We start from the raw sequence: 16,755 nt of genomic DNA on the forward strand, positions 1-16,755 counted from the left end.
TTTAGAAATAATCAAGCAGGATAAAATATTACATAATTTAGATTATAAACTATCAAGAAAATTAAGGATATCTTCAGAAGGCCTGTATCTGAATTCTGAAACAATAGGCTCATTAACCTTTGCCAATGCTTTTTCTTTTAACCGAATATCAGCAACCATGTATTTATGGGTGGTTTCAATACTTTCATGACCCAGCCAGATAGCTATTGTCGAAATATCAACTCCTGCTTCTAATAAATGCATCGCTGTTGTATGACGAAAAACATGCGGAGTCACTCGTTTTTTAAGTAAAGAATGGCAATGAAGAGCTGCTTTTTTCACCAGACAATCTAAGCGATATGCCACCCCGGAACGTGTGAGATTTTCACCCTGATTATTTTTGAACAAGTAATCTTCATCTGAACACCTCATTTCTGCCATATAGTCTACTAAATAAGCTTGTGTTGATTTCCATAAAGGAATGGTTCTTTCTTTTCGTCCTTTGCCTATTACATGGATTAATCCTGTTCCATTTTTATTTATGGTAATGTCCTTTATTTTAATTGAAACTAATTCCGAAACCCTTACCCCAGTATTATAAAGAATTGAAATCATTAAGCGGTCACGTCTACCTAACCAGCAGTTCAGGTTACATGCCCCCAGGGTTGAATCGACCTCTTCCTTAATTAGGTAATCAATAATTCTTGTTTCTGTTTTCTTAAAAGGAACTGTCATAACCCTTTGAACAATGCCTAAATACTCAGGAGCCTGAAATGAAACATACTCCATAAACGAATGTATAGCTGCTAATCGGTTATTTCTGGTATTAACGGAATTATTTCTTATAAACTCAATGTAGTTTAAAAAGTCAATTACGTTTTCTGCATTTACCATTTCGATTGTTACTTTGGAAGGGGCACATTGTTTTTTCTCTTTCATGAATTTAAGAAAAATCCTAAAAGTATCCCGATACGAACTTACAGTAAATGAAGATGCATTTTTTTGTTTTATTAGCCGGTCCAAAAAGAAGCATTGTAATAATGATTGAAAAATATAATTTTTCATAGCTTTCCTCCATTCCGAACCCACGGGAAAAGTTCTCAAACTGTTCAGTAGTAATAGCTAGAAGTTGAGGAGTTCCCGTCAAATACCAATAAGTATCGCTTGGCTTGACGTGCCCAAGGTACGTTGAAAGTAGCAATAGATTATGATTAACATCAGCTCCTTCTTTATACCAACGAATTATAGTATTACAAGCAAAGGTGTGTCTTAGGTCGTATAGCCTTGGCGGACGTCTATCCCAACAGTTTTTCCCATTTGGCAATAGATATTGACGAACCTTTGCAAAATTATATTCAAGATGTCTTTTTGTAAGTACTTGTCCACCCGTTGTAAGAAAAAAGTGGGCACTATCACTGTTTGGATATAAACTATCCCGAAATTTTGCATACCTCTGTAATGCTTCAATAACTGTTTTATGAATAGGGATATACCGTTCTTTATGAAATTTCGTATCTCTAATATGGATTTCCATTTTATCGAAATCAATATCATTTTGCAGTAATCGGTATAATTCGCATACCCGCATTCCAGTTGCCCACAATAATCCAATAGCTGTAATGATAGCACTTGCCCTTAAGTTGTCTGGAGAAATTAGTTTTTTTGCATGATCCATAAGTATAATGACTTCGTCATTAGAGTAGATGTAGGGAGCAACGCGACCATGGCATTTACCAAAGATTCCTGTTGGGGGTATTTGTGTATTTTTATCAATGGAAAAAGCATATTTTGCGAAAACATGAACAGTTTCTAATCTCCGTGCTCTATACCAACGTGTATGGGGTCACCGTATCAAAACGGGAAAAATACACGCTAAGCAAATTTTGACATAAGAAAAGCCGATTTTTCCTATGCTAAGGAATCCTCGGCTTTATTTTGGTGGTATTATATAAGAACATTTAAATGTAAAAAACTATCTTATTTTTTCGAATTATCTCTTACCGTTTTTGCCATAGCTAAAAAAACAATGATAATAAAATCGAAAACGTAATTATAGTAAACAAGTTATAATGCTCCTTCCTGGATTATTTTTTAGTCTTTATTTTGAATGACAATTCGGAAAGAACCAAAAGCTTGTTGACTGATATAATTTTCATTACTGACCTCATATGGAAAAGGTAGAGCTAATAATTGAAAATTAGTTTCGTTATCCACATTAGGTAAGTTAAAATCAAAAATTTGCCTTACTCCCGAAGGAACAGTAGTATAAATAACATCTTGATTATTTATGATTTTATTTTGTTCCCAATCTTTAAAAGCTACTATTGCATATCTCATTGCTTTTTCTGTATCATTTCCAACAGACAATGTAAGTTCTTTCCCTTCTATTTCAACAAAAACAGACTGTAACTTTTCTTTATTTTTGGTAACAAACAAATTTTCATTTAAACCATCTTTTATAATAGAATCAGGTTCCGTTTCTTTAATATTGTCAGTATTTTTATTCTGATTAATTGAGTAACGCATACTTAAAACTTCCTCTAATATTGCTGCTCTATTAAAATCCATTTCCTTTAGTTTATAATGGGGTCCCACCAACAAAATGCATTTATCTTGACTCGTAAATAGAAAACCTTTGCCTATCAATGGTTTATTCATTGTTTACAGAGTTAAGATATCATGTCTACAGTGTAACAATTAGGACGGTTTTCTTTACTTTGTATACTATGAATAGTGCGTTTTTAGCTAGTTTAAGATAAACGCGGAAAACATACGCTAAGCAAATTTCGACATAAAAAAAGCCGATTTTTCCTACGCTAAGGAATCGGTTTTTTCTACTTGATGTTGATTTAGAATGAATTTTCTATTATACAATATCCATTTTCCTTTCTTGTTTCCATAGAAAGAATATGAAAAGTACACTCAAGTAAATGATACACAATAGCTTGCTGAAATTAACCATTTTGATATAAAGAAACAAAAGAAGAGCAGATCAATTGTATCTACTCCTCTTCTAGGCTTAGTGACAGGGTAGCTGCTCTAGACCGCAAAGTATTGTTTTCATCCTCTAATCAATAGATTACACTCAAATTAGTAATTACTTTAGATTAGGGGAAGAGGCTTTATGAAACGAAATTGGAATGAAGATGAGTTACTCGAGCACTTTGGAGTATTACCAATTGAGAAAAAATTAATTGGTAATAAAACAGGGGCAAGTCGTTTAGGATTTGCAGTATTATTAAAGTATTTTCAACAAGAGGCTAGATTTCCGTCCAAGAAACAAGATATTCCCAAGGTCATAGTTGAATACATAGCGAATCAATTGGAAATATCTGCAGATCTTTTTGAGGACTATCGTTGGGGGGCAGAGGAAAGAAATTTTACTTACCATCGAAAGCAAATTAGGGAATTTTTCGGCTTTAGAGAACTTACGGCAAAGGACAATGTTTTTTTGACAGATTGGTTAAACGAACAAGTTCACTTTACGCACGATACCGACTATCTAAAAGTTCAGGCATACAGTCTGTTTCGTAAGTGGAAAGTCGAGCCTCCTTCAAATGGAAGTTTAAAGCGTATGATCGATTCAGCCATTGATACTTTTGAAAAGAATTTGTATCAAACAATCTATCAACAGCTGTCTTCTAAGACTTGTTCACGATTAGATGCGCTTCTGGAATCTCATGATGATGAGGTATCACCAGAAGGTTTTGAAGAAGAGTTTCATAAGGAAAAGGAATCAGATATTTTAACTTTTCGACGACTTTTATCTTCTCCTAGCAAACCAAGTGTAAATACCATGGAAATGGAAATCAAAAAATTATTAGCCATTCGCCATCTTCAAATTCCAGATGATTTATGTAAGCAGATGTCTCCTAAGCTAGTAAAAAAATATCGAGTTCGTGCAGCTACAGAAACCGTAACGGAATTGCGCGCACACCCTGCATCCATTCGCTATACTCTTCTTGCCATTTTATTTTCGCATCGTCATGAGGAAGTCATTGATTATTTAGCTGATTTATTGGATGAAATTACGCTTAAATTCGGAAATAAAGCCAAGAACACAACCAGAAAAGAAGCAGTAGAAGAATTAGAAAAAGTCCAAGGAAAAAATAAACATATTGTCAATTTATTAAAAGCAACCGTAGGTCACCCAGAAGGGGTCATTCAAGATACTTTATTCCCTATTGTTAGCTCTGAAATGATTCGGGATATTATTAAGGACATGACAAAAAATAACCGGGAGTACAAAGAAAAAATCTATACAAAAATGCATTCTTCTTACCAAGGACATTATCGGAAGTCTCTTTTCAAAATTTTAAACAACCTTACTTTTCGCTCAAATAATCAATTTCATCAGCCAATTATTGAGGCTATCCAACTCATACGAGAATATGGAGAAAGTGGGCAACGTTATTTTGCTACTGGAGATGAAGTTCCCATTGAAGGCGTAATTCAGCCAAAATGGAAAGACGTTATTGTCGAGACCGACAGCAAAGGGATTGAAAGAGTAAATCGAATCAATTATGAAATTGCTGTGATACAATCGCTTCGCACTAGACTTCGTTGTAAAGAAATTTGGATTGAGGGCGCTGATCGATATCGAAACCCAGATGAAGATCTCCCACAAGATTTTGATGAACACAAGGAAGAATATTTTCAAGCACTGAAAGCCCCTCTTGATGTAGAGCCTTTTATCAATGATATTATACAGTTGATGAAAGATAAACTCCATTTATTGAATCAAGGGCTAGGCGATCAAAGTAATGAAAAAGTAGCGATTACTACCAAAAATAATAAAGGATGGATTAAAGTTTCTCCACTTGAAAAGCAACCAGAACCTCCACACATGACGATGCTTAAACAGGAGGTTAAGAACCGTTGGTCTGACATTAACCTATTGGATTTACTAAAAGAAACAGATTTTCATACGGGGTTTACGAAACATTTTAAAACCACAGCCAATCGAGAGATTTTAGAACGAGAAACCGTCCAACGACGGCTTCTTCTAAGTTTATTTGGATTGGGAACAAATACAGGATTAAAAACTGTTTCTGCTGGAAACCACCTAGATAGTTATCGGGAACTTCGGTATATACGTCAAAAGTTTATTCATAAGGATCATTTGCGAAAAGCCAACCCAGAGGTTACCAACCATATCATCTACAATCGAATGAAAGAGGTATGGGGAGAAGCTACCACTGCATGTGCTTCCGATTCAAAACATTTTGGCTCTTGGGATCAGAACCTGCTTTCTGAATGGCATCCACGTTACAAGAAACAAGGAGTCATGATCTATTGGCATACAGATCGTAAGTCAGCTTGTATTTATTCTCAGCTTAAGTCATGCCTTTCTTCTGAGGTGGCAGCAATGATGGAAGGGGTTCTTCGTCACTGTACGGATATGGAAGTTGACAGAAATTATGTCGATACACACGGACAAAGTGTCGTTGCTTTTGCTTTTTGTCATTTACTTGGTTTTAAACTGATGCCACGCTTTAAAAATATCGGGTCTCAAAAGTTATATCGTCCAGAAGCCGGCATGAATGAGGAATATCCTCACCTACAACAGGTTTTAAGTAGACCGATTAACTGGGATCTTATTCGGCAACAGTATGAACAAATCATTAAGTTTGCAACTGCTCTACGATTGGGTACTGCTTCTGCCGAATCCATATTAAAGCGATTTACAAGGGATACGAAACATCCTACCTACCAGGCTTTATGTGAATTAGGAAAAGCGATCAAAACAATCTTTTTATGTAATTACTTACACGTATGAAGAGATTCGAAGAGAGATCCATGAAGGATTAAACACAGTGGAACAATGGAATTCGGTGAATACTTATATTTTCTACGGAAAAAACAGTGAGATTCGTTCCAATTCGATAGAAGATCAAGAGGTGTCTGCCTTATCACTTCAATTACTGCAAAATTGCTTAGTTTATATGAATACCTTAATGGTACAAGAAGTACTATATGACAACAATCAATATTGGTTGAAGAAAATGACATTGGAAGATTTTAGAGGATTAACACCTTTATTTTACCATCACGTTAATCCATATGGAACATTTGAACTCGATATGGATCAACGAATACATATTAAGTTGAAATTATCATAATTCTCATCATTTTGCGAAAAAATCGGATACAGACTAAACTGTACCCGATTTTTTATTTGCTTCGTAATAAAATACCCTATTTCAATGGCATTTAGTTATTTCTTTTGGTTTTAACGTTCTGCTTTTGACATCAATAGCCCGCCACTCCATACTATTTTTATTACTAAAAGTGATAGTAACTAAATCATATGGGAAATCGTGAGCACCTTCAAATGTTGTTACTTGCAAGGTGACATTAAAGTAGCTGTAGGTTTTGTTTTCTACCATCTTATTGATTTGGTGAATCTGTTCGCAATAATACTGCTTCGGTTTGCCGAAATGTTTTTCGAGTGCTTTGTCGATGGATGGAAAAAGCAAATCGAGGATCACATCATCGCGCAACTGTACATCATTTTTAGTTACGGTTTCAGCTTGAACGTGAGAATAAGAGAAAAGAGTCAAGAAGGTAACTAATATTAAAAGGCTTTTCTTCATAAGTCATAAGAACCTCCATATTTTTACCTTATTTTCCCCATGCCGATGTTTTTTATACTAAGGCATTTGGCTTTGTAAAGTAATTATTTCTTCTTTTTGTTAACCTTTTGGTACTCCTTTATAACTGTCATGAAATTAAATTTAAATTTTGGGTTGTTTGGTAATTCCAATTCTTTGAATAATTATCTGATCATTAGTAAGGTCGAAAACATAGGCATCCTATTCGTTAAAACAAAACAAAGTCCTCCCCCTAAAACTCAAGATGGATACCATATGGCAGAAGTAACGGGGCGTTGTGACCGTCAAGTAAAATGACACAGTTTCTGCTCATTCAAGTGACACACTTTACTGGAAATTAGATTAAATCCAATGTCATTTGACATGGAGCCTCTACGAACATGATTCTCTTATAAAACGAAGCCACACAAGGAATATGCCTTATCGACTAAGGCTATCATGTACATCTCTCCATGTAAAAAGCACGTCTCTAACTTGAAAAAGTGTCCCAATTTTTCAAGCAAAAAGTGTTTATCCCTTTCGAACTGTAACAGGAGTCAAAACAAACATTCGAAAAAATGAAAAATACTCTTATTGAACAAATAAAACAATCGAAAGTCACACAGGAAATGAACCAAAAAGTATAAAAAGATGAGATTAAAAAGGTATAAATTAATAATGTTTTACTTCTTAGTTAAAATATTTCCTTTTAATTAAAAAATGAGTTGCTCAAGCAACTCATTTAGCGTCAAATTGTTAAACCAGGATGTACATTTTTAATAATAAGCAGTATAGCTGATTCTTATATCATTATTAGTACCAAATTTATTTGCCCAATATCTATTTGTCGAGTTGTCTTCTCCATAATAAATATCAATCCAATAATCAGTTTTACCTGGCCCTCCACCAGTATCAGTAACTGTAAAAGCGGATTTCGTCTTCGTACCATCTACATAAGGTAAAAGGACTGAAGACTTAAGGTTAATAGTAGTTCCAAAAGGAATATAAGGGATATTTGATCCGTCTTTATGCACTGCAACTGTATTGAATTGTGAATTTTTGTAACCTGTAGTACATCCATGTCCACAAGTTGAACCTACATAAGCAGTAACGTCTTGACTTGAATGAGTATGTTTGCTTGCAGCTGATGCTTCTGAATAGAAATTAAATCCAATCAAAGTTAAAGCTGCTACAATAGAAATTACAAACTTTTTCATTTTTAATAGCCTCCCTTTATTTAAGTAATTTGCCATTATTGGCATTAAAAGAAATTGCAGCCATTTTTTTATAATCACTATTCCAACCAATTACAACCATTTGAGTGATATTTGTTTCTGGGTCTTTGTATAGATTAAAATTATAGCCTTTAGCCCATTCTTTTCCAGGTTGAACTCCGCCTTTTTTCACCGCTTTTTTAAGTAATTGAGGCGAGTCGTAGTTTATATCTGACAATTTTATAAATTGTTCTTTTGGAATTGGGGAATTAACTTTATTGGTTAAATCCGTTGTTTTATCAATTTCCCCTTCATGGATAGTGACTAAAAAATGCAAATTAGTATCCGGCACCGCAAATTGCACATTCCAATATTTTCTTTTCCCATTGCTCCCTATTGACTTACCTGGCTTATCCAAGTCTATATTTATTACATCTAATAATTGAGCATTTTTATTCCATTTTAAAGCAGAGGGATATGCAAGATTAACTGCTTCTAGGACTGTTATTTCAGTTTTTGGTTTTTCGACTTTAGAAGCTACGGTTTGGGGAGTACGATTATCCTCAAATAGTAGAACACTAACTAGTAATAACGGAATTAATAAGAATATAACAATAATTAAATTTTTTCTTTTTTTTTCATGTAAGCACCTCTTTATTTATTATTAAAGATTAGATAAAAATATCATTTGCATTTTTTCCCTTTCTGTATATTAATCAGCACTCCTTTCCCTTTCATTTACTTTCATAAGAATATAATTCTATTATTTTTAATTAAAACCCTTCAATGTTTTTTGTATAATTTTGTCTATTTTTGAAATTATTACTAATATATTCTTTATTAATTCAAAGTGGCTTTTAGCGTTACAGACTGTCATGTTAATACATACCATTACCAAAAACCAGTGTTTTTGTAATGATCCCCCATGACCCTGATGTTCTTTGATTATATTAAGATTAGAAGTTACCAAAAATAATTACCAAAAGTATTACCAAATACCTTTACAATAATTACCCCTCTAGTAAAATAAAAATATACAAGTTTATTGGAGGTTACAAATGATAATCGGTTATGCTCGGGTATCTACTATTGACCAAAACTTAGATCGGCAAATTGGTATGCTTAATGAATATGGTTGTGAAAAAATAGTTAAGGAGAAATTTACAGGTACGGTTAAAGATCGAAAAGGTCTTCATCAACTTTTTGATGTCATTCGGAAAGGCGATACGGTTGCAGTGGAGAGCATCTCCCGTTTAGGACGTAAAACATTGGATATCCTCAACATTATTCAACAGTTAGAAGAGATGGGGGTGCAATTCATTTCTTTAAAAGAAAATATGGATACAAGAACCTCTACGGGCAAAGCCATGTTCCAAATGATGTGTGTCATTGCTGAATTAGAAAGAAACCTTATTGCTGAGAGAGTAAAGGAAGGACTTGAAGCAAGTAAAAGACGTGGGAAAACATTAGGTAGACCCAAGTTGGATAAAGAAAAACTTGCTGTTGCGCTAAGGATGTATGATAGTGAAGAATATTCTATAAAGGAGATAGTCTCAGCAACTGGAATATCTCAAGGTTCCTTATATAGAGCAGTCAACGGAAGAAAGCTCGAAGAAATAAAAAAATAGGGCGCGTTTTATTTATTATTTCTTCAAATTTACTTTGCGGTCTACAGCAGGAACCCTGTCACTAGGCCTTCTAAGTGTTTTAACGAGTAGTATAGTTAACAGTTTTCTTACCAAAATATATGTCAAAGAAGTTTTGAGTTACATCTCGTGTGCAGTTTTCATCGCCCATGTCATAAACAGAAAATGTGTTTCTTAACCGAGCATCTGGGAAGGACAAACTTGTAGAGGTTGTTATTATTGTACCCTTCGCAAACTTCGTTCCTGAAGTAGGCTTACCACATATCAAAGGACGAACGGCAGCAGTAGTATAGTATACAGGAGTTGTCTCATGATAAGTTAAGCTCTCAGAATATGCAGTGTAAGCGGTAACATTTTCGTCGGTGTAAGACGCTGCGGATGCTTCTCCCTCAAAATTTAATGAGATTAACATTGTTGACAAAATAATTCCTAAAATAAACCTTTTCAATTATATTACCTCCTCCATTTGATAAAATTAAATAGGTATATTGTTAAGGTATAAAAAATCACCTCCTTTAAGGTCACTTTTTTGCTTCGGTTCTACCCATGTACTCTCCTGTTTTTGGATGATAATATATCTCTACTGCTTTACCATCTACTTGACCATCCACGGCGAAAAAAATATTTTTTTCATCTCTTAAAATTCTAAAATGATAACCATGTGAAAATGGATGATCTCTGGGAGATGGTTGAAGATTAAAGTATTTTATTGCTGCCTTTACAATTTGAGGACTATCTATTTTAATGTTTTTATCTTTTATAGTAAGTTCATCAGACTTATCGATTATTTCGTAACTTTTTAGTTTCCCTTTTTCTATTACGAATACAATTTGTCGGTTGATATAAGGTAAAGCAAATACCCCTTGCCAGTTTGCTTTTTTTCCATCCTGTCCACTTACTTTACCGTCATCTACACTGTTTAAAAACATAAGTTCTGCAGTTTTGTCTAATTCTTTTGCTTTTTTAAAACCGAATTGATAAGCTTCTAGAAATGTAATTTCTCTATCAGGCAATGAATTAAAAGATTTTACATAATAGACTTGATTTTTTATTTCTTTTTCTAAATTATTGGAGGTCTGGCTACTTTGTAAGAAATTAGATTTTAAAAGCAAACCACCACTAGATACTAAAATAAGTAAAATAACATAGATTAACAAGGTTCTCTTTTTCAAATTACCACGACCTTTAAAGTTTTAAGAACTTCTACTCAATATCACATTAGTCGACTGTTGTTACAACTTTATAATTAATCCTCTAGTAGTAAAAATTTAATAATTTAGATAATTATTTCCATTCTAGTTCATATTGATAGTTTAATATATTCGCATATTTAATTAAACAGAAAACTTTCGACTTATTTTTGTGAAATACAGTGAATTATAGTATTTCTTGTAGTTTAAAGGGCAAATTTAATTTGCCAGTATAAAATTCAGATAAATAAAATACTTCTTCTTGTCTAAGAACTTTGTTCAATTACTCATGAGTTTCCGTACATAACGATGTGTGACAACATTCATTTAAGTTAGGAACATTCGCACTAAAAATCAGGTCCGAAATCCCTTATGTTAAATTATTTAACCTTTTCAAGCTTAAACTTATTAATTCTATAAACTTCATTGCAGAGAAGATCAATGTCCTCTTGATTGTGACTTGTAAGTAAAATTGTTCTACCTTCATCTTTAAATCTTTGAATCAACTGGCGTGTATTTTCAACACTATCAGCATCAAGAGCATTAAATGGCTCATCCAAAATAAGCGTTTGCTGGTCTTCCATTATGGCCTGAGCTATGGCAAGTTTTTGCTTCATGCCAAGGGAATAGTTTTTTACTTTTTGTTTTGCTTGAGGCTGCAAGCCGACTAATTCCATGGTTTGTTTTATTTTTTCATCTCCTATGTTGCCCTTAATCATTGCTAATGATTTTAAATTGTCAAACCCTGATTGATTCGCTATATAACCTGGACGGTCAATAATAATCCCAAAGTTATCTGGAAAACGTTTGTTTTTCCAAAGCGCTTCACCATTCACAACAACCTTTCCTGCATCTGGAAACACGAATCCACACATTAATTTAAATAATACGGACTTTCCTGATCCATTTGGACCTGTAATTCCGTAGATCTTGCCTTTTTCTACATCAAAATTTAAATTTTCAAAAATTGTTTGCCCTTTATAGGATTTGTTTACATTTGATATGTGTATTAATGCCACTTATTTTCTCCCCTTTTATAGAGTAATATCTTTTCGATTTAACAGAAAACTTAAGATTCTAAATTCCAGTAAAATATAGAATAATAGTATGATGCTTATTGTATATGGCGTGAAGTGACCTGTTAGATACCCTAAGCTATTCAACCCAACAGGAACAACTTTGATTAAACTTAGACCGGGAAACATAAAAATAGATAATACCCCTATGACAACTAAGCTATAAAAAGGATCGGTAGTAAGCCAAGAAATCATAAATACAAGAAGCACATAAAATGAAATTTGAAGATAACCATTTACAAAAAAGTGATAGTACAGCTCAAAGGTTGAAAAGGAACTTTCAAAAGTTGTTGAAAAACCTAGTGTTCCACCTGCTAATCCACCAATAACGATGCTAACCAATGCGAGTATAGTTAAGTAGATTAATGTAGAAAATGCTACTTTTCGATACCATTGCCAAAACCATCGATTTACTGATTGATATCGAATGATCATATAATGACTTATTTGCGACAGAACCTTTTGTAGATGCAATTGAACTACATATACAAAACCGAAATATAGAATAAAGTAAGATAAAAAGTTAAAGAAGTTAAACCCTTCAATAGACCCTCCATAGAAGGTGTAAAAAAACATGTCACCAATTGTTTGTATACCGTTTACGGAAGTGCCTTTCCACAATATCGCACTAATTAAAAAGAGAAAGATAAGTAGAGTTCCCTTGTCTTTGAAAAAACCCCATACATGTTGGAAGTTATAATCGACTTGACTAATTATCAGTGTACTTAATAGTAGTACCGTCCCTACAACAATAAAAGCCACAAGGCTATTACCGGTATTATAGATACCAATAGGCAATGAAAAGTAATTTAATGGGTATAAAAAAGCAAGAGAATCAGGGAGATATTTACCTGAACAGATTACCCATAAACCTATTAAAATCATTGTAGAAATCGTTATAACCCTACTTTTTGTCACAACATAGATTATTGCTAACAACAAATGAGTAGCAACCATCGAAAGTGTAAATAAAAATATGTGTGATAGAAGTGCTATAACTGGGTTATTAAAGTGCTTTTCCAATATTTGCGATCCAAAACTGGAATCATTTATCTGACTAAATTCACTCCATTCTAAGGAAAACGGCATACCGATTAATAAAATCACGATGACAGCAATCCATAAGAACATTAATTTCCCATACATGATGATGAAATTTTTCAGGGTATAAAAAATCCAACTTTTATAGGAACCAAAGCGAATCAATTTGTTATAATCAGAGTCCTTTAATAAGAAGGAGACAGAGTGCCAAATCATCCATGGAAATAAAAAATATGTGATGAGATATCTTTCGCTAAGTGATGTTATGATAAGATCCCAACCATTGTATGTGGCGTCATGCTTTGTTGAAAACATTGCAAGTCTATTTATATGATTAACAACATATAGGTACATAATTACGCCTAAACCTATCCACTTCATAAAAGATAAGCTCCAAAGATTTTCTTTTAAATTATTCATATCGGAAATACAACTTCTTCCTTACGTTTAAAATCAGAGCCGTAGTGATAAGGCATAAAGCCGAAAATGGAATAAAAACTGTCCATAACGGTTGCTGGCCAATGCCAAACGGGAACACTGAATCCATCGGTGAAAATTTATCAAGATGGAATATTTGAAGAACAAATACAATCACCATATAACCAGCAAATGGGATAGATAATGCTACAAATGAATTGTTTAACAACTGTAAGAGCAAGAAAGCAATTGTTGCATATAACATTCCATTCAATCCAACCCATGCTGAATAAATCAGCCCATATGTGATCGTTCCATAAGGTAAGAGCTGTTCAAAAGTTGTTGCAACCTTGGGGCTAGAATCAGGTGGATAAAGTTCAATGATCCCTAGACTTGGCTCAATATAAATAATAAATAGGAAAGGTATGAACACCATTAAGAACGCTGCGCTAAAAGAATAAAGTGCATTTACTATTGCCTTACTGCCTATATAATCTTTCAATGAAATTCGAATTCTTGCATAGGGAATGAAATTATTTTTCTGTTCACCAATAAAACGGACTGCATAAATTAACACCATCAAAAGTGGCAAAAGAATCGGTAAAAAGCCATTATTGACACGTAAAAATATTTCTAATTGCCTATAATAGACATAGTTATTCATAACAAGTAAAAACTGTATTGTCGGAAATGCCAAGATCAATGCCGACCAAATGATTAGCTGTCTTCCTGTTACTGCACTTTTAAATTCTGCTTTAATTTGCTGTCCAAGCATTTTATTCTTCCTTTCTTCCTCAGCATAAAAGATACGTATTAATGTAATTCTTTAGCCATCGCACCTAAAACAATTGCTTTTGCAAAGGTTTGGCCATTTAATTTAGTTAAATTTTCTGTTTTTCCGGTCACAACAACCCCAATGATCTGAACATCATCTTCTGTAGGTTCCTTTTTTCCATCCCTTAAAACATCGTAAATTCTTTTATACTCTCGCTTATACCTGCCTTCTTCTTTAAATCCCTTTTCAATTGAGCCGAGAAAGTCTCTTTTTAGATCAACATCGTTACTGTTATGAGCAATACCGTAAACTTCTAAAGAAGAGTCCGGAGTATCAAGTTTTTCTGGATTCTCATATGTGTCCACCCAGTACCATACAGGGTTCACCCCATTGGGCAGCATCTTTTGAATCTGCTCTATTGAATATGGCTTATCAAATGAAACAGCCATCTCTGCAACTTCGTTTGGATATCTCCCTATTATTTTTGCATCGTTTTGGTAGTCACTGTATTTTTTTCCGGGATGATAAAACTGCATATCTCGCTGCGTTGAATTGATATGGTAGAAAACCCCAGTGTCTTCTTCAGGAACTTTTATAACGTTAAACTTGTCCTTCCGAGAAAAATTATTTAAAAAGTTATATTCATAATTTTCTTTTCCTAATGGAACGGGTACGCCTTCAATCACTTTATAGGCTGTATATTCTGCTTCTCCACCGAATAAACCATAACGAATCATGGTTTCAACTAGTTGAGTATTGGGACGGGTAATTTTATTAATATCTTCAATCTCCATATTCATGTTTATATAACTTCGATTCGACAGATGGCTAACCCCAAGGAACATCGTTGGGACAAGTATCAGTGTCACAACAGCTGAAATAATAATTTGTTTAAATACAGATTTTCTCTTTGCTTTATTTAACATTTTGTTGACTTGATCATCAGCCAGCATTGGCGTTTTATCTTGTTTCATTGTTCTGACCTCCTGTACACTTTTTCAAATTGTTTTCTCGCCCGATACAACCATGTCTTTACCGTTTCTTCTTTCATATCAAGCGTGTCTGATATTTCCTTGTAGGAATAATGAAACTCGTATTTTAATAGTAAAATATGCTTGTATTCTGGTCTAAGTTGATCGAGTAGAGCGTTAAATTCATTTTTTTGCTCAGATGTTAATATGATTTCTTCTGGTCCTTCTTCATCAATTAAATGCTCTGGCTCGATTGGGATATGTATGGTCCTTTTCTTTTTTCGATACATATCATAAAATCGGTTCATTGCTACTTTAAATAACCATGCATTCAATTTATCGTTTGGGATTTCTCCTAGATATGACAAGGTTTTAATCATCGTGTCTTGAATAATATCTTGTGCATCTGCCTCGCCGACACCCATTTTAAGCAAATATCGGAAGAGCATATTCATTTTATTTTTAAAAAAATCATCTAATTCATATGCCATTTTTTCCTCCTTTCATAAAGTAAACGAATCTTCATCTCTCTTTGTATACACTTTTTTTAAATAAAATAAAAATAACCCACATCAAAACATATAGTGTGGGCTACAAAGCAATTCTTTATATAGTTATAAAAGCGTAAGAAAAATCGGCTTTTTTCATGTCGAAATTTGCTTAGCATACGTAGGTTTTGCGCTTTTTGTTGGTGGGATGATACTATGTCAAGAAAATAGACACAGATTTTCTACCGCGCTATCGCTTGGTGGCCTGCACAAAAAAGTTTAAAAGAAAACCATTTTTAAACTTTTTTGTGCAGGAAAATTTTATGCCACTGTTTGAACATACATTTTCTCAAATTCATTAGGTGTGTGATAGTCAAGAGTTGAATGAATTCGCTTTGAATTATAGAAGAATTCGATATATTCAAAGATCGATTTTCTGGCTTCATTTCTTGTTCTGTATCTAGTTTGATAAACGAGTTCACGTTTAAGAATACCGTGAAAGGACTCGATACAAGCGTTGTCGTAACAGTTTCCTTTGCGGCTCATGCTGCCAATCATCTGATATTGTTTTAATAGTTTCTGATATTCAGTTGATGCATACTGGACGCCACGATCGGAGTGATGAATAAGCCCATTACCAGGCTTCTGGCGATGGTACGCCATTTTTAAAGCATTCATCACTAGCTCCTTTGTCATCGTTTTATCCATAGACCATCCGACAATTTTGCGGGAATACAAATCCATGACACTTGCCAAATAAAGCCACCCCTCATTTGTCGGGATGTACGTAATATCTGTAACCCACGACTGGTTGGGCTTGTCCGCCTTAAATTGTCTATTTAACACATTTTCACTTATTGGATGATGGTGCTTGGAATTGGTCGTAGCTTTATATTTTTTGGTTGTGCAAGATTTCCAATTATTCTTTGTCATGATGCGTGAAACTGTACGCTGGCTTACTTTTATTCCTCGCTTGTTTAGCATTTTTGTAATTTTTATGCTTCCATAGCGTTGCTTGAATTCAATGTGAGTTTTCAAGACCTGTTGAGACAGTTCCTCATGCTTTTTCTGTCGGCTACTCTTTGGTCGTTTTATCCATTTGAAATAGCCGCTTTTAGAAACTCCCAGGACTTTGCACATCTTCTCCACTCGGTATTGGGAGTGATGATGATGAATAAAATCATACTTTACCGAGGGCTTTTCGCGAAGTAGTGCATCGCCTTTTTTAAAATTTCGTTTTCCTCCTCCAGATCACGCAATTGTTTTTGTAATGCTTTTAGTTCGGCTTCTGGAGATGAAAATGTTTGTACAGCCTTTACCTCGGGCTGTTCACCATATTTCTTGACCCATCCATGTAAAGTATTT

At 34.0% G+C, this 16,755-nt stretch carries 14 protein-coding genes and 2 pseudogenes; 2 read left to right on the forward strand and 14 right to left on the reverse strand.

The features are described 5' to 3' along the window. Positions 1–42: 42 nt before the first annotated feature. The 3 genes from KHA94_RS06265 to KHA94_RS06275 form a co-directional block, all read right to left on the reverse strand. The gene (locus KHA94_RS06265) at positions 43–1,044 is read right to left on the reverse strand and encodes a tyrosine-type recombinase/integrase (RefSeq protein ID WP_213101209.1); all 1,002 of its coding nucleotides are present in this window, start codon (positions 1,042–1,044) and stop codon (positions 43–45) included. Further along, entirely contained in the window at positions 935–1,753 is an 819-nt protein-coding gene (locus KHA94_RS06270; protein ID WP_338030710.1) for a tyrosine-type recombinase/integrase, read from the reverse strand. Before KHA94_RS06270 ends, KHA94_RS06265 begins: the two co-directional genes overlap by 110 nt. A gap of 317 nt (positions 1,754–2,070) precedes the next feature. Beyond that, positions 2,071–2,625: a hypothetical protein gene (locus KHA94_RS06275; RefSeq protein WP_213101211.1), complete on the reverse strand. Its 555-nt coding sequence runs from the start codon at positions 2,623–2,625 to the stop codon at positions 2,071–2,073. A 478-nt stretch (positions 2,626–3,103) separates the two neighbouring features. On the opposite strand from KHA94_RS06275, the pseudogene KHA94_RS06280 reads away from it, so the two are divergent. Continuing rightward, positions 3,104–6,101 (forward strand): annotated as a pseudogene (locus KHA94_RS06280) (Tn3 family transposase). An 81-nt stretch (positions 6,102–6,182) separates the two neighbouring features. Here KHA94_RS06280 and KHA94_RS06285 read toward each other — a convergent pair. From KHA94_RS06285 to KHA94_RS25875, 3 genes are all read right to left on the reverse strand, one after another. Then, the gene (locus tag KHA94_RS06285; RefSeq protein WP_213101212.1) at positions 6,183–6,575 is read right to left on the reverse strand and encodes a DUF3888 domain-containing protein; all 393 of its coding nucleotides are present in this window, start codon (positions 6,573–6,575) and stop codon (positions 6,183–6,185) included. 773 nt (positions 6,576–7,348) lie between these two features. After that, the gene (locus KHA94_RS06290) at positions 7,349–7,789 is read right to left on the reverse strand and encodes an RlpA-like double-psi beta-barrel domain-containing protein (protein ID WP_213101213.1); all 441 of its coding nucleotides are present in this window, start codon (positions 7,787–7,789) and stop codon (positions 7,349–7,351) included. A gap of 16 nt (positions 7,790–7,805) precedes the next feature. Next, on the reverse strand, positions 7,806–8,204 hold the full coding sequence (locus KHA94_RS25875) for a hypothetical protein (RefSeq protein ID WP_249365328.1): 399 nt from the start codon (positions 8,202–8,204) through the stop codon (positions 7,806–7,808). 640 nt (positions 8,205–8,844) lie between these two features. Between KHA94_RS25875 and KHA94_RS06300 the strand changes: the two genes are divergently transcribed. Further along, positions 8,845–9,414: a recombinase family protein gene (locus tag KHA94_RS06300; protein WP_213101214.1), complete on the forward strand. Its 570-nt coding sequence runs from the start codon at positions 8,845–8,847 to the stop codon at positions 9,412–9,414. Between the two features lie 79 nt (positions 9,415–9,493). Here the strand turns inward: KHA94_RS06300 and KHA94_RS06305 are convergent, their stop codons facing one another. From KHA94_RS06305 to KHA94_RS06340, 8 genes and pseudogenes are all read right to left on the reverse strand, one after another. Next, entirely contained in the window at positions 9,494–9,880 is a 387-nt protein-coding gene (locus tag KHA94_RS06305; protein ID WP_213101215.1) for a hypothetical protein, read from the reverse strand. Positions 9,881–9,953: 73 nt separating this feature from the next. After that, complete coding sequence (locus KHA94_RS06310) at positions 9,954–10,604, reverse strand: hypothetical protein (RefSeq protein WP_213101216.1); 651 nt, start codon at positions 10,602–10,604, stop codon at positions 9,954–9,956. 398 nt (positions 10,605–11,002) lie between these two features. Next, positions 11,003–11,641: an ABC transporter ATP-binding protein gene (locus tag KHA94_RS06315; protein ID WP_213101217.1), complete on the reverse strand. Its 639-nt coding sequence runs from the start codon at positions 11,639–11,641 to the stop codon at positions 11,003–11,005. A gap of 15 nt (positions 11,642–11,656) precedes the next feature. Continuing rightward, positions 11,657–13,120, reverse strand: coding sequence for a permease (locus KHA94_RS06320; protein WP_213101218.1), 1,464 nt, complete (start codon positions 13,118–13,120; stop codon positions 11,657–11,659). Between the two features lie 31 nt (positions 13,121–13,151). After that, positions 13,152–13,931, reverse strand: coding sequence for an ABC transporter permease (locus KHA94_RS06325; protein ID WP_213101219.1), 780 nt, complete (start codon positions 13,929–13,931; stop codon positions 13,152–13,154). A 38-nt stretch (positions 13,932–13,969) separates the two neighbouring features. Further along, positions 13,970–14,905, reverse strand: a complete 936-nt coding sequence (locus KHA94_RS06330) for an anti sigma factor C-terminal domain-containing protein (RefSeq protein ID WP_213101220.1) — start codon at positions 14,903–14,905, stop codon at positions 13,970–13,972. Then, on the reverse strand, positions 14,902–15,393 hold the full coding sequence (locus KHA94_RS06335; protein ID WP_213101221.1) for an RNA polymerase sigma factor: 492 nt from the start codon (positions 15,391–15,393) through the stop codon (positions 14,902–14,904). Before KHA94_RS06335 ends, KHA94_RS06330 begins: the two co-directional genes overlap by 4 nt. Positions 15,394–15,711: 318 nt before the next feature. Next, a pseudogene (locus KHA94_RS06340) lies at positions 15,712–16,608 on the reverse strand (IS3 family transposase); the annotation flags it as partial. Positions 16,609–16,755: the final 147 nt, after the last annotated feature.

This window comes from Cytobacillus citreus (genome assembly GCF_018343665.1).
Classification (GTDB): domain Bacteria; phylum Bacillota; class Bacilli; order Bacillales; family Cytobacillaceae; genus Cytobacillus; species Cytobacillus citreus.